Annotated in this window: 11 protein-coding genes; 9 read left to right on the forward strand and 2 right to left on the reverse strand. The window is 35.2% G+C overall.

Annotated features, from left to right (window positions below; genetic code table 11):
- Positions 1-18: 18 nt before the first annotated feature.
- Together V8G69_RS04690 and V8G69_RS04695 are read right to left on the reverse strand one after the other, a co-directional pair.
- Positions 19-792: an O-methyltransferase gene (locus V8G69_RS04690; RefSeq protein ID WP_394880651.1), complete on the reverse strand. Its 774-nt coding sequence runs from the start codon at positions 790-792 to the stop codon at positions 19-21.
- Between the two features lie 138 nt (positions 793-930).
- The gene (locus V8G69_RS04695; RefSeq protein WP_394880652.1) at positions 931-2,793 is read right to left on the reverse strand and encodes an ABC-F family ATP-binding cassette domain-containing protein; all 1,863 of its coding nucleotides are present in this window, start codon (positions 2,791-2,793) and stop codon (positions 931-933) included.
- 263 nt (positions 2,794-3,056) lie between these two features.
- On the opposite strand from V8G69_RS04695, the gene cysQ reads away from it, so the two are divergent.
- The 9 genes from cysQ to V8G69_RS04740 all read left to right on the forward strand — a co-directional run bounded on the left by cysQ (position 3,057) and on the right by V8G69_RS04740 (position 13,713).
- A complete protein-coding gene (gene cysQ, locus V8G69_RS04700) occupies positions 3,057-3,860 on the forward strand; it encodes a 3'(2'),5'-bisphosphate nucleotidase CysQ (RefSeq protein ID WP_394880653.1) in 804 nt (267 codons plus the stop codon).
- Between the two features lie 74 nt (positions 3,861-3,934).
- Positions 3,935-4,537 carry an adenylyl-sulfate kinase gene (gene cysC, locus V8G69_RS04705; RefSeq protein ID WP_394880654.1) on the forward strand — a complete coding sequence of 201 codons (603 nt, stop codon included), beginning with the start codon at positions 3,935-3,937 and terminating at the stop codon, positions 4,535-4,537.
- A 252-nt stretch (positions 4,538-4,789) separates the two neighbouring features.
- On the forward strand, positions 4,790-5,584 hold the full coding sequence (locus V8G69_RS04710) for a polysaccharide biosynthesis/export family protein (RefSeq protein WP_394880655.1): 795 nt from the start codon (positions 4,790-4,792) through the stop codon (positions 5,582-5,584).
- Between the two features lie 3 nt (positions 5,585-5,587).
- On the forward strand, positions 5,588-8,056 hold the full coding sequence (locus V8G69_RS04715; RefSeq protein ID WP_394880656.1) for a GumC family protein: 2,469 nt from the start codon (positions 5,588-5,590) through the stop codon (positions 8,054-8,056).
- A gap of 1,010 nt (positions 8,057-9,066) precedes the next feature.
- Positions 9,067-9,912, forward strand: coding sequence for an ABC transporter permease (locus V8G69_RS04720; protein ID WP_394880657.1), 846 nt, complete (start codon positions 9,067-9,069; stop codon positions 9,910-9,912).
- 155 nt (positions 9,913-10,067) lie between these two features.
- Positions 10,068-10,415, forward strand: a complete 348-nt coding sequence (locus V8G69_RS04725) for a four helix bundle protein (protein WP_394880658.1) — start codon at positions 10,068-10,070, stop codon at positions 10,413-10,415.
- Positions 10,416-10,617: 202 nt separating this feature from the next.
- The gene (locus V8G69_RS04730; protein WP_394880659.1) at positions 10,618-11,886 is read left to right on the forward strand and encodes an ABC transporter ATP-binding protein; all 1,269 of its coding nucleotides are present in this window, start codon (positions 10,618-10,620) and stop codon (positions 11,884-11,886) included.
- Entirely contained in the window at positions 11,858-12,643 is a 786-nt protein-coding gene (locus V8G69_RS04735) for an FkbM family methyltransferase (RefSeq protein WP_394880660.1), read from the forward strand. The genes V8G69_RS04730 and V8G69_RS04735 overlap by 29 nt, the downstream gene beginning before the upstream one ends.
- A complete protein-coding gene (locus V8G69_RS04740) occupies positions 12,643-13,713 on the forward strand; it encodes a DegT/DnrJ/EryC1/StrS family aminotransferase (protein ID WP_394880661.1) in 1,071 nt (356 codons plus the stop codon). The genes V8G69_RS04735 and V8G69_RS04740 overlap by 1 nt, the downstream gene beginning before the upstream one ends.
- Positions 13,714-13,716: the final 3 nt, after the last annotated feature.

Genomic DNA, 13,716 nt, shown 5'->3' on the forward strand with positions numbered 1-13,716 from the left:
GCAAATGTTATGGAGTTGTTACACTCTGATAATAAAATGTTCTTTATTTTGTTCACTTCTAAAAAAAACCAATCCCCAATGAAAGGTGTCAATAGTAACTGTCACTTTTGGATGTTGTTTTATAGTTTCCCAAGCTTCGGTCATCTCTTTCGACCAGTAAATATCGTCAAAAATAAAGAGAGCATCATTATGAATTGAGGGTAACATGGCCTCAAAATATTGTAATGTTGATTCTTTTTGATGATTGCCATCAAAAAATACCAAATCAAATGAGTTTTTGTTTACATTTTTAAAAGCACTTTGAAAATTGTCATTTATAAGTGTGATGCCGTTTAATTGATACTTTAAAAAATTAGCCTTAGTAAACGCCGTTAGGTTATTGCACCCTTCAACAGTTGTAATCATAGCTTTTGGATTGCCTAATTGCATGGCATGGGTTGCAATTCCTAAGGAGGTGCCTAACTCTAGGATGTTTTTACTGTTGAAGTATTTTACAATCCTGTAAAGAAGTTTGGCTCTAAAGTAAGTGGTGCCAGCATGTTTTGCCATTTTTGAAACAGAACGGGTATTGGATTTTAGTTTTTGAGAACCACTTCCTAAATCAGTTACACTAATAAGCATTTTATTGCTTAACAGTTCTTTTCTGTATTCAGACATGTTTTTATAGGCTTCGTAATTTGTTTTGTCATAAAAACATTTAGTAATTAAGTCGTAAACAAAAGGAGAATGCACACCGTGCTGATTGGTTGATTTGGACAGGAATTTAATGTATTGAGTTATTTGGTAAAACATTTTTTAGTTTCAAAGGTCAAATAATTAGTTTCAAAGTTCAAATAATGTGATTTCTCTCTGCGTTCGAAATGACTAAATCACTTTTTTTAACTGCTCCCTGTAAACTTCCCATTGAATACTGCCCACTGAACACTAACATCAATCTTCCAATTTAGATGATAATTCAAACCAGCGTTCTTCTTTAGTATCCATTTCATCAATAATCTTTTGTAAAGATTCCGATAGTTTAAAAATCTCTTCCTGGGACAGTTCGGGATCATTGAATTTATTTTCAAGTTCTTTTTTGTCAAAGGCCAATGATTTTAACTTGCTTTCAATGTTTTTAAGTTCCTTTTCTTCGTTGTATGATAACTTATTGGTTTCTGTTTTTTTCCAAGACACTTTTTCTTTTTTGTCTTCCGAAGTATCTGAACTTGCAGGCTGGCTATCATCATATACTCTAAAATCGGTATAATTTCCAGGGAAATCTTCGATAACACCTTCGCCTCTAAACACAAATAAATGGTCGACAACCTTATCCATAAAATATCGGTCATGCGATACCACAATGACACACCCAGGAAAATCAAGTAGGAAGCTTTCCAGAACATTAAGCGTTACAATATCTAAATCATTGGTAGGCTCATCAAGAATTAAAAAATTAGGATTTTGAATTAAAACAGTGCATAAATACAAGCGTTTACGTTCTCCACCACTTAGTTTTTCAACAAAATCGTATTGTTTTTTTCTACTGAACAGAAACCGCTCCAATAGCTGTTGGGCACTTATTTGACGTCCTTTTTTTAAGGGTATATAATCACCAAATTCACGAATTACGTCAATAACTTTCTGGTCGGGTTTTATGGTAATGCCATTTTGTGTGTAGTAGCCAAATTTTACCGTTTCACCAATCACCACTTTACCAGCATCGGGTTTTATGGTTTGCGTTATTAAATTAAGGAATGTTGTTTTACCTGTGCCATTTTTTCCAATGATTCCCATACGTTCCCCGTTTTGGAACATATAATTAAAACCATCTAAAATAACTTTGTCTTTATAAGATTTAGAAACTTTATGCAGCTCAATAATTTTATTGCCCAAACGTTCCATGTTGAGTTCCAATTGCACCTGATGGTCGTTTCTGCGCTGGCTAGCACGATGTTTTATGTCCTGAAAGTCATCAATCCTTGACTTTGATTTGGTGGTTCTTGCTTTTGGTTGTCGCCTGATCCATTCCAACTCTTTTTTGAAGAGTTGTTTGGCTTTACCAGTTTCGGTTGCATCACGCTCAATCCTTGCTTCGCGTTTCTCTAAGTAATAGGAGTAGTTTCCTTTGTAACTGAACAATTCCCCTTCATCTAATTCAATGATTTCATTACATACACGCTCTAAAAAATAGCGGTCGTGTGTTACCATGAACAAGGTGATATTTTCCTTGGCAAAAAAGGCTTCCAGCCATTCGATCATTTCCAAATCCAAATGGTTAGTTGGCTCATCAAGAATCAATAAATCGGGTTTATTTATTAAGGCATTGGCTAATGATAGTCTTTTTTTTTGACCACCAGACAGTGTGCTTACTTTTTGACTTAAGTCCTCTAGTTTTAGTTTGAATAGAATCTGTTTGTATTGCGTTTCAAAATCCCAGGCCTGATGTTGTTCCATGGCTTCAAAGGCTTTTTGGTAGGCTTCTTCATTTTCAGGATTCAACAGTGCCTTTTCGTAGTTTGAAATGACTTTTAGGATTGGATTTTCGCTAGCGAATATGGTTTCTTCAACTGTTAATGCAGCGTCCAGTTTTGGGTCCTGCGGTAGAAACGATACGGCAATACCCTTTCTATACGTAATGTTTCCAGAATCGGGCACATCATCACCAGCAATGATATTTAAGATAGATGTTTTACCCGTTCCATTTTTTGCCACAAAGGCTATTTTTTCATCTTTATGAACGCTAAACGATATGTTTTCGAAAAGCGTGAGTTCTCCATAAGATTTTGATATATTTTCAACAGTTAAATAGTTCAAACGCGTCTTTTTTTGCAAAGAACGTATAAATAGATAATACTTACTAGTTTAGTTTTGAATTTCTATTACTCCTTTTCTTTTTAATTGATTTTTTAAACAATCATGAATTACTGAAGCTAAATAATAAAAAACGTATTAAAAACTAAAATAGAATCTTCTATAAATAATCCATATTTAACATATTATCTACTTGTTAGTGTGCGAATATTATATTTATATTGCGTGATAAAGTTTTAACAATGTACAACCATTGAATGAATTAAGTGGAAAGGGACTATTTACATATTGCTATTAGAGCTGCTATAGAAGCGGGTCAGGAAATTTTAAAAATTTATAGTCAACCTTTTAAAACTGTTTACAAAGATGATAAGTCTCCTTTGACTGAAGCTGATCTTGTTTCTAATAAGATCCTTGTGGGTTATTTAGAACAGACGGGCATTCCCATAATAAGTGAAGAACTTGTACAAGCAAACTACGCTATTAGAAAAAGGTGGAATCGGTGCTGGATTATTGATCCTCTTGATGGCACCAAAGAGTTTATAAAAAAGAACGGAGAATTTACAGTTAATGTCGCTTTGGTAGAAAATGGTATTACAATCTTTGGGGTCATCTACGCCCCAGCATTGTATGATTTGTATTATACAGATGCCACCAAAACCAATGCTTATAAATTGCATATAACGACTACAGACCATCTGGAGACGAGACTTTTTAAAGCGCAGGATAAAATAACTCCCTCTAAACCTTCCAAAGCATTTATAAATGTTGTAGCAAGTAAATCACATCTTAATGACGCTACCCTTAAATTTATTACTAAATTAAAATCTAAATATGATACCGTTACTACCCTCTCCAAAGGAAGCTCCTTAAAATTCTGTTTGGTAGCAGAAGGGAAAGCGGATATCTATCCCAGATTTGCCCCAACCATGGAATGGGATACGGCTGCAGGTCAGGCCATCTGCGAGGCTGTAGGTGTGCATGTTATAGATATGGAAACAAAAAAAAGTATGCTGTATAACAGGGAGAATTTATTAAACAATCATTTTTTAGTCACTAAAAATGGCTGATACGTCCATAAAAGATATATTGCCAAGAATTATACCAATGAAACCATCAAACTTCTATTAATTACTTTCAACTTATGAAGAAAAACATTACTGAGCACTTATATAACATATCATGTGATGACCGAAGAAAACTGAATCAGCAAAATTCTTTTTTAGTGCTTATTACTGGCTTGTCTGGTGCAGGAAAATCAACCCTTGCCAACGAACTGGAAGCGAGTTTATTTAAAAAACACATTCGTTGTTATGTTTTAGATGGTGATACTATTAGAAAGGGTATCAATAAGAATCTTGGTTTTTCACCAGAAGATCGATCGGAGAATAATAGACGGATTGGCGAAATTTCAAAATTATTTATAGATGCGGGCCTTGTGGTTATAGCTGCTTTTGTTGCGCCTTATAAAAAAGACCGAGCGCTTATTAAAGCCACTGTTGGTTCAGACAATTTTATAGAAGTTTTTGTCAACACGAGCCTAGAAGAATGTGAGCGCAGAGATGTTAAAGGATTGTATAAAAAAGCCAGAGCAGGTGAAATTAAGGATATGACTGGGATTTCAGCACCTTATGAAGCTCCCGAAAATCCGGATGTTGAACTAACAGAATTACTTTCTATTGAGGACTCTGTTGCGTTGGTTTTAAACCACATTACAAGCAAACTGGCATATAATCCTAAAGACTAAGTATTGCCCAATCTCTCTGGAAGCGCCAGCAGGTGACGCTATCTCTATCTTATGAAAACTTTGGGTACCATTTGAAACCTAGTTGTTTTATTTTGAGGAAGCCAAGATCCTAATTTTTAGCTACCGTTTCATTTTTTTTATCGTTGATCTTTAACTTTTTTATGCTTTCTGTATAAATAAGCTATTGTTTATAAGTCAAACCCGTAAAATAAAAAAATTATGTAGATTTGTCTTATGCCAAAATGTCTCCATATGAAGAACAGTCTTTTAGTTGTTATTATTCTTATTAATGCTTTATTGGTGTCCTGTATTCCATATAAGGATACTATTTATTTTCAGAACAAAAGTAAGGCTACCGATTCTACACAGGTTCTTGTAGAAACACAAAAGCCCTACCGAGTACAAATCAATGATATTTTAAATATTCGTATTAAAGTAACCGATCAGGATAATGTACAGATTTTTAACCCCATAGGTGAAGGGAATTTAAATGCTACTGCTGGAGAACGCGCTTATTTTGATGGGTTTACTGTAGATTTACATGGTAATATACGCATTCCAGAACTGGGTTATATGAATGTTCTGGGCTATACCACTGAGGAGGTTGAAGCCCTTATTAAGAATAAACTGTTAGAAGAGCAGTTTAAGGAAACTGCCAATATTTTTGTGACCGTAAAACTCACAGGCTTGAATTTTACAACTACCGGTGAGATTGGGAGTAAAGGCACCAGAACTATATATAAAGAGCGGGTTAATATTTTTGAGGCCATTGCGAATTCCGGGGATATTCCTGTTACCGGTGACAAAAAGGATGTTATGATTATACGACAATATCCTCAAGGACAAAAAATTCACCATATTGATTTAACCGATATAGATGTGATGAACTCCCCTTATTATTATATCCAGCCTAATGATATGATTTATGTTAAGCCATTAAAACAAAAATCATGGGGCACTGGAACCACAGTAATTCAAAATCTTGGAGCCATTGCTTCTGTTTTATCTTTAATAACAGCTACTATTTTAATTTCACAACGTCTTTAACCTATGTCTTATAACGAATTTGAAGATCTTGACCGCATAGAAACCAAAGGCATAACCTTTGATTTTAAGGGTTTTTTATTTAAGGTTCTGCACTTGTGGAAGTTGCTAGTTTTGAGTATTGCGGTCGGACTCATTATAGCGTATTCCATTAACGTTAGAAAGGAGAGTGTTTATCGATTAGATTCTTTGATCTCTGTTGAAAATGACCAAAACCCATTTTTTACAGCCAATACCAGTATTTCCTTTAACTGGGGAGGTGTTTCTGGTCAGGTAGGGAAGGTGATAACCACGATTAATACACGCACCCATAATGAAAAGGTGGTCGATTCCCTGCAATTTTATGTCAATTATCTGGTGCAAGGTAAATACAGAAAGGAGGATATCTATAAAAAGGCTCCTTTTTACTTAGAACTTGATAAAACCAAAGGTCAAATTTTATATACACCCATAAGTGTTCGCTTCATTAGTGCTACCCAATATGAATTGTTTGCAGACTTTGAAACCGATCGAGCAAACACCCAACGCTACGGTGATAAAACGACTCAAATGGTTCAAGTTCCTAAAGGTTCCTTTAAGCAAACCTTTACCATAGGAACCCCTGTTGTACTCCCTTTTTTACATGTTACACTTCATAAAAAGCCAGACGCTATTCTTGTTCCAAAATCAGAATTTTACATACAATTCCTATCTTTTGATGGTGTTGTCAATACTTATAAAAATGCTGTGAGTGCTTCACCCTTAGGCTCAAATTCTTCGGTGTTAAAACTACAATTAGTAGGCACCAATAAAGCAAAAATAGTCGATTATTTAAACACAACAACAGCCATTTTAAGTAAAACGGAACTGGAACGTAAGAATTTATATGCCAGCAATACCATCAAGTTTATTGATAGTAGTTTACATGCTGTTAACGTTAATTTAAAGGATGTTAACGACGAGATGAATACCTTTAGAAAACAAAATAATGTGTTTGATTTGGATGATGAGATTAAGCAAGTATCGGCTAAATTAAAAGAGTATGATCTGGAAAAGGAAGGTATTCGAGGGCAGTTGAATTATCTGAATTTACTGGAAAACTATCTAAGAACCAAAACCGACTACAGTAATATTGCAGCCCCTTCCTCAGTAGGAATTACTAATAGCAACATATTAAACAGTGTCAGTAAAATTACCAGTTTGGCCATTGAGCGTCAACAATTAGAAGCGACCACCCGTGAAGGCACTAGTTTGTTTAAAGAACTGGATAGCCGCATTGACGCGGAGAAGAATGTACTCTTGGAAACCATTGATGCTACTAAAAAAACCATTGGCATTCAATTAAACACCATTAATAGTCAAATAGCGACTTTGGAATCTAAATTAAATGGTCTCCCAGAAGACCAGCAGCAGTTTTTAAGAATCCAGCGTAAACTGGATATGAGCCAAGAGGCCTATAATATTTACCTATCCAAACGCAGTGAAGCGGCCATTGTAAAAGCGGCTAATGTGTCGGATATCAATACCATTGATGAAGCAAAGGATATTGGAGGCGGTCGTATAGGTCCTAATAAGAGCCTGAATTATATGATGGGCCTTATGGTTGGTTTTTTTGTGCCTTTATTTGTCATTTTTGTTGTCTTTTTGCTGGATAGCACCATTCATGGCTCGGACGAAGTGGAGCGTTTATCTACTATTCCCATTGTAGGACTGGTTGGTAAATATCGGTATAAAAATAACCTAGTGGTTTTTGAAAAACCTAAATCGGCCGTTGCTGAGTCCTTCCGAGCCATCCGTTCCAGCCTGCAATTTCTTTATAAAAAAAATAAGCAAGCTGGCGGGCGTACAGTTATGATGACCTCTTCAGTGAGTGGGGAAGGCAAAACCTTTTGTGCCATTAATTTAGCTACTGCCTATGCTTTATCAGGAAAGAAAACGATTTTGTTAGGACTGGATTTGAGGAAGCCCAAGATTTTTAATGATTTTGATATCAAAAATGAGACAGGGATTGTTAATTATTTTTTAGGAGACCATTCCATTGCCGACATTACCAATACCACCCATATTGCAAACCTGGATGTCATTACCTCGGGGCCTATACCTCCCAATCCATCGGAGATGCTCATGGGGAGTTCACTGGTGACCCTTATTGCTGAGTTACGGAAAACTTATGACCTGATAGTCTTGGATACGCCCCCTATTGGTTTGGTGACCGATGCTCTGGAATTATCGCAATTTGCTGATATTACTTTTTTTGTAGTCCGTTTGGATTATACTAAAAAGGGCATGTTACAACTGATTAATGCCAAGTACCGAACCGGTGAAATCAAGAACGTTAACTTTATTTTAAATTTTTATAAGCACAAGACCAATCAGAATTATGGCTATGGGTACGGTTATGGGTACGGCTATGGCTATGGTACTTATGGAGAGGCTTATATGGAAGGGCAGAAGAAGCAATCCTTGTTTTCTAAGGTTAAGAGATGGTTGTCTTAGATCCTGAAACGACCCTTCGGCAAGCTCAGGATGACAAAGGAGGGATTCAGGATGACTGGGGAGGGATTCAGGTTTAGTAAGATCCTGAAACAAGTTCAGGATGACAGAGGAGGGTTGGGTTATAGACCCTGAAACGACCCTTCGGCAAGCTCAGGATGACATCTTCAGGATGACAGGTTGTGGGGTTCAGGATGACAAAGGAGGGATTCTGATTTAGTAAGATCCTGAAACGAGTTCAGGATGACAGATAAGGAGTTCAGGGTGACAGAGGGGTTTAGGGTGATAGAGGGATTCAGGTTTAGTTAGATCCTGAAACAAGTTCAGGATGACAGATGAGGAGTTCAGGATGACAGATTGTGGGGTTTAGGATGACAGAGGAAAGTTAGGGATAAGGCTATGAGTTGTTGATGTTGGATTTATGTGTTGGGTAAAGTTTGTTCTGTATTTTGTGTTAATTTTTTTACTATACTTGCAATGAATTGTTAGTACTGTTTTTCTGACATTATCATGGTTTTCATTATTTGAGGGATTTTATTATTGTTGACAACCAATTTATTGTTTAACATAACTCTATTGTTCCTAACTATGCACCGTATTTGTATTTATCCCCAAGATGTTGTCTGGATCACAGGACGTGGTGAGACCTATGCCCGTGAAATTTTGAGAGATATCCGACTGTTACACCATAAGGAGCCTCATCAACTTGTTTCGATTTCTGAATTTTGTGAATATGTTGGATTGCCATATGATGAAGTTTTTAATATGATCAATAAGATCAATTCTCCAACCTCCAGACCTTTCGACTCTTCGGCGAGCTCGGGGTGATTCTATTCATTGTAACAAAAGAGTGAAAGATTGCTTCACTGTGTTCGCAATGACGGTTTTTGATTGCTTCGCGGTGTTCGCAATGACCCTATGTGAGTGATTGTTTTAAAATTTTAGGTTTTTAGGTTGTTTTCGTACGTATTTGTTATCTTAGCCCTAGTTAAAAATTATAGATTTAGCTTATTATGTCCCTAGAAACCCGTGTTTATCAAAAAGAAAATAACGCTCATTTTTTTAAGCATTTAAAAGCCAGTCTAACCGATATTTACAATTCGCGGTTTTTGGCCAAACAGCTGGCGGTAAGGGATATTAAATCGCAATACCGACAGTCGTATCTTGGTATGTTATGGGTATTGATTACCCCTTTGACCACTGGCATTGTCTGGATATTTTTAAGTATCACAGGGACCATACGTTTAACCGATACCGGGGTGCCTTATCCTGTTTATGCCTTTACGGGTACTTTGTTATGGGCAATCCTTAAAGAATCCATTAATACACCCATGTCGAGTACCAATAGTGCACGCTCTATTCTTACTAAAATAAATTTCCCTAAAGAAGCCCTGGTGGTTTCTGGAGTGTATAAGCTCCTGTTTAACAGTTCAATAAAAATTATGCTTTTAGTTGTACTTATCTTTGCCTTTGGCATTGGTTTTCACTGGAGTTTACTGCTGTTTCCAGTTGCTGTTTTTATAACTGTTTTTATTGGTATTACCATTGGACTCTTTATCACGCCCTTGGGTATGCTGTATAGTGATGTAAGCCGATTTATAGGATTTATTTTAAGTTTTGCTATGTATATTACTCCAGTTGTTTATGCTATCCCAAAAAGTGGACTTATGAAAACCCTAATGGAACTTAATCCATTTACATCCCTTATTTTAACCGGAAGAGCTGTGGCCGTTGGTACCATGCCAGAGTATTTGGGCTCTTATTTTATTGTACTTGGCTGTAGTATTCCTTTGTTTTTTATAGGCATGGTATTTTATCGCATATCTATACCTGTCATTGTAGAACGTTTAAGTGCGTGAGGAGTGTAAAAAGTGAGAGGTGAGTGGTGAATAGTGAATGGTGAGGAGTGAGGAGTGAATGGTGAGGAGTGAGGAGTGAATAGTGAATAGTGAGTGGTGAGGAGTGAGTGGTGAGTCGTGAATGGTGAGTGGTTAGTAGTAAAAAGTGAATAGAAATGGATCATAAAGATTTAGATGTTTGGAAAAAGGGGATGGACTTGGTTGAGGCTATTTATGCTTTTACTAAAGGGTTTCCTGATGAAGAGCGTTATGGTTTGACCTCTCAAATGAGACGCGCTTCTATTTCTATACCTAGTAATATTGCTGAAGGAAGTGCCAGAAAAGGAGACAAAGAATTGATACAATTTATTAATATTGCTATTGGTTCGGTTTCTGAATTAGAAACTCAATATTTGATTGCCGTCCGTTTGACATTTGCTAATAAAAATGAAAATTTAGAGCATTTATTGTCAGAGGTTAAAAAATTACTATTGGGTTATAGGAATTATTTGAAACGGAAATAGTGAGGAGTGAGTGGTGAGAAGTGAGTAGTGAGTGGTGAATAGTGAGTGGTGAATAGTGAGTGGTGAATAGTGAGTGGTGAGTAGTGAATTGTGAAAAAAAAATGCAAAAGGAAATAATTAAAAAACCATATACTCAACTTGTCAGTTCGAGTGCTTGAGCATAGCGAAAGTGTATCGAGAACCGTTTGATAGAAAAAAATAAATGACCAAAACGACAAAACATACAAATAACGAGCAAGAATTACTTGTAAAAGTAGAAGGCCTAAGCAAAAAATTCTGCAAGGATCTTAAAACCAGCTTGTGGTATGGTATTAAGGATTTAATTACAGGCGTTAGGGGCAACAAGCACGAACGCCTATTACGCCCCAAAGAATTCTGGGCCGTGAAGGATATTAGTTTTGAATTAAAACGTGGGGAATGTTTGGGGTTGATAGGGCATAATGGTGCAGGAAAATCTACCTTGCTTAAAATATTAAACGGCCTTATTAATCCCGATGCCGGGAAAGCTACCATTAAGGGCCGTGTGGGTGCGTTGATTGAGCTGGGAGCCGGGTTTAACCCGATATTGAGCGGGCGCGAAAATATTTATAATAATGGCGCTATTTTGGGGTTTACCCGAAAAGAGATTGATGGTAAATTAGAAGCTATTATAGATTTTGCCGAACTACGCGAATTTATCGATATGCCCGTACAAAATTATAGCAGTGGGATGAAAGTGCGATTGGGGTTTGCCGTGGCTGCCCAAATGGAACCTGATGTTTTGATTATTGATGAGGTATTGGCCGTAGGGGATTTAGGTTTTATATTAAAATGTTTTAAGCGTATTGATACCATTTTACCCCATACGGCTATTGTTTTTGTATCTCATAATATGCCTATGATTTCTAGAATTTGTAATCAAGTTATTTTGATGGAAAAAGGGTTAGTCCATTATCAAGGAGAAAATGTGTCAAGAGGAATAGATTTATACTATCATAAATTTATGACAAACGAAGATTCACAGGTTGTATTTACAGATAATTCTATTGAATTAAAAAAGGCTTTTGTTGAAGGTGTTGATAAAATAAATAATGTTTATATTATTCCTTGGGGAAGTACTGTGAATTTGAATTTTACTATTAAAAACAACAGCTTGTTAAAAGAGCCTTATATTTCTTTGGCAATTTATGACAAAGAACAAAGAGGTATAGCAGAGGTATTGCCAGTTGACCAAGATTTAAAAATAATTAAAAACAAGAAGGAAGTCACCTTTATTTTTCTGTTAAAAAATATTTATCTATCAAAGGGTATTTATAATATTACATTCTCGGCTTCAGAAGATTTTGGGTTTAATGTCTATTATAAAATTCATAAAGCGATAACGATAAAAATCGAGCATGACAAACAAATATGGACGCCATTTTTAATGGATTCAAAGTTAATTAATGTGAAATATATTAATAATGAAAAAATTATTAAAAAAAACAATTAAGAAAACAATAAATAGGATAGGTTATAAGATTTTAAAAAATGAAAATTATAATGAATTAGTAGTTAATAGAATATCAAATACATATGCTAAAAATAATTTGTTGGACAATTTTTTCAATCTTTTAATTAATCAAAATTATTATCCAATGACTATCTATGATATAGGAGCAAATAAAGGGACTTGGACAAAAGAATGTTTAAAATATTTTCCTAGCGCTACATACTATTTATTTGAACCTCAAATAAATTTAAAAAAAGATATTGATTTCTTGTTTTCTGACAAAAAAAATATCCAATTGTTTTCTGTTGGAGTTGGAAATACTAGCGGTGAATTAGATTTCACTATTCACGAAAGAGATGATAGTTGTTCCTTTAGGTTTTTAGAAGAAGAAGCAATACAAAGGGGATTTAAACAAATTAAAGTGCCAATAGTTAAATTAGATAATTTTGCAATAGAAAAAAAACTTATATATCCTTCAATATTAAAAATAGATGCGGAAGGATTAGATTTAGAAGTTTTACAGGGAGCAAAAAATCTTGTTCAAAAAACAGAAATCATTATGATTGAAGTTGGAGTAATGAATAAGAATATTAATAATTCTGTACTAAAAGTAATGGAGTATTTAGACCAAATAGGTTTTAGATTTTTTGATATAACAGATTTAAATAGACCATTTGAGAATAATGTTTTATGGTTGTGCGAATTTGTATTTATTAAGAAAAAAGGAGTTTTAGATATAAATTATTTAAAAGAATAATGATTAACGTTACCAAAACCTTTTTACCACCACAACAAGAATATGATGCTATTCTGAAACGCACTTGGGATGCTGGGTGGATAACCAACAGAGGTGTTTTGGTAAAAGAATTGGAAGCTAAACTTAAAGCCTATTTGGGTGTTACAAATATTATTGCCACCACCAATGGCACGTTGCCCTTGCAAATAGCCATCAAGGCATTGGGATTAACAGGCGAGATCATTACCACGCCTTTTAGTTATGTAGCCACTACAAGCAGTATTGTTTGGGAAGGTTGTACGCCGATTTTTGTAGATATTCATCCTGACTATTTAACTATTGATGAAACCAAAATAGAAGCTGCCATTACCAATAAAACCTCCGCTATTTTAGCAACCCATGTTTTTGGGAATCCATGTGCTTTAGAAGCTATTGAAGCCATTGCTAAAAAACACCAGTTAAAAGTGATTTACGATGCTGCCCATTGTTTTGGGGTAAGCTATAAAGGGCAATCTATTTTTAATTATGGCGATGTGAGCACTTGTAGTTTTCATGCCACCAAGTTGTTCCATACAGGCGAGGGAGGTGCCTTGTTTTGTAAGGAAAAATATTTTAGAAGTATGTATTTGCATCATAATTTTGGACATGATGGACCCGATGTGATTCGAAGTTTAGGCATTAATGCTAAAATGAGTGAGTTGCAAGCCGCCATGGGGTTGGCTATATTACCATATATGGGTACTATTTTAGAGCAACGTAAAAAAGGAGTGTTATTATATAATGAAATATTAAAGGATGTAAAGGTAAGAACATTACAATTGCGGGAGGAAACCGAGTGGAACAATAGCTATTATCCTGTAATTTTTAATAATGAGGTACAATTATTAAGGGTTAAAAAAGCTTTAGAATCAAAAAAAATATATGCCAGGAGGTATTTTTTTCCAAGCTTGGATAGTTTGTCTTATGTAAATGGTTCTAATTGTTCTATTTCGAAATCCATATCTAAAACAGTTTTATGTTTACCATTATGGGCAGGAATTTCAAAATCTGAAATTGATTTAGTGTGTAAAATAATCAAAGACAACATTTAAAAA

This window comes from Gaetbulibacter sp. M235, from assembly GCF_043876835.1.
Classification (GTDB): domain Bacteria; phylum Bacteroidota; class Bacteroidia; order Flavobacteriales; family Flavobacteriaceae; genus Yeosuana.

Bases quoted from the DNA above. Each gene is read 5' to 3' on its own strand.
- V8G69_RS04690 (WP_394880651.1), bottom strand. From the start codon at position 792: ATGTTTTACCAAATAACTCAATACATTAAATTCCTGTCCAAATCAACC.
- cysC (WP_394880654.1), top strand. From the start codon at position 3,935: ATGAAGAAAAACATTACTGAGCACTTATATAACATATCATGTGATGAC.
- V8G69_RS04710 (WP_394880655.1), top strand. From the start codon at position 4,790: ATGAAGAACAGTCTTTTAGTTGTTATTATTCTTATTAATGCTTTATTG.
- V8G69_RS04715 (WP_394880656.1), top strand. From the start codon at position 5,588: ATGTCTTATAACGAATTTGAAGATCTTGACCGCATAGAAACCAAAGGC.
- V8G69_RS04720 (WP_394880657.1), top strand. From the start codon at position 9,067: ATGTCCCTAGAAACCCGTGTTTATCAAAAAGAAAATAACGCTCATTTT.
- V8G69_RS04725 (WP_394880658.1), top strand. From the start codon at position 10,068: ATGGATCATAAAGATTTAGATGTTTGGAAAAAGGGGATGGACTTGGTT.
- V8G69_RS04730 (WP_394880659.1), top strand. From the start codon at position 10,618: ATGACCAAAACGACAAAACATACAAATAACGAGCAAGAATTACTTGTA.
- V8G69_RS04735 (WP_394880660.1), top strand. From the start codon at position 11,858: ATGAAAAAATTATTAAAAAAAACAATTAAGAAAACAATAAATAGGATA.
- V8G69_RS04740 (WP_394880661.1), top strand. From the start codon at position 12,643: ATGATTAACGTTACCAAAACCTTTTTACCACCACAACAAGAATATGAT.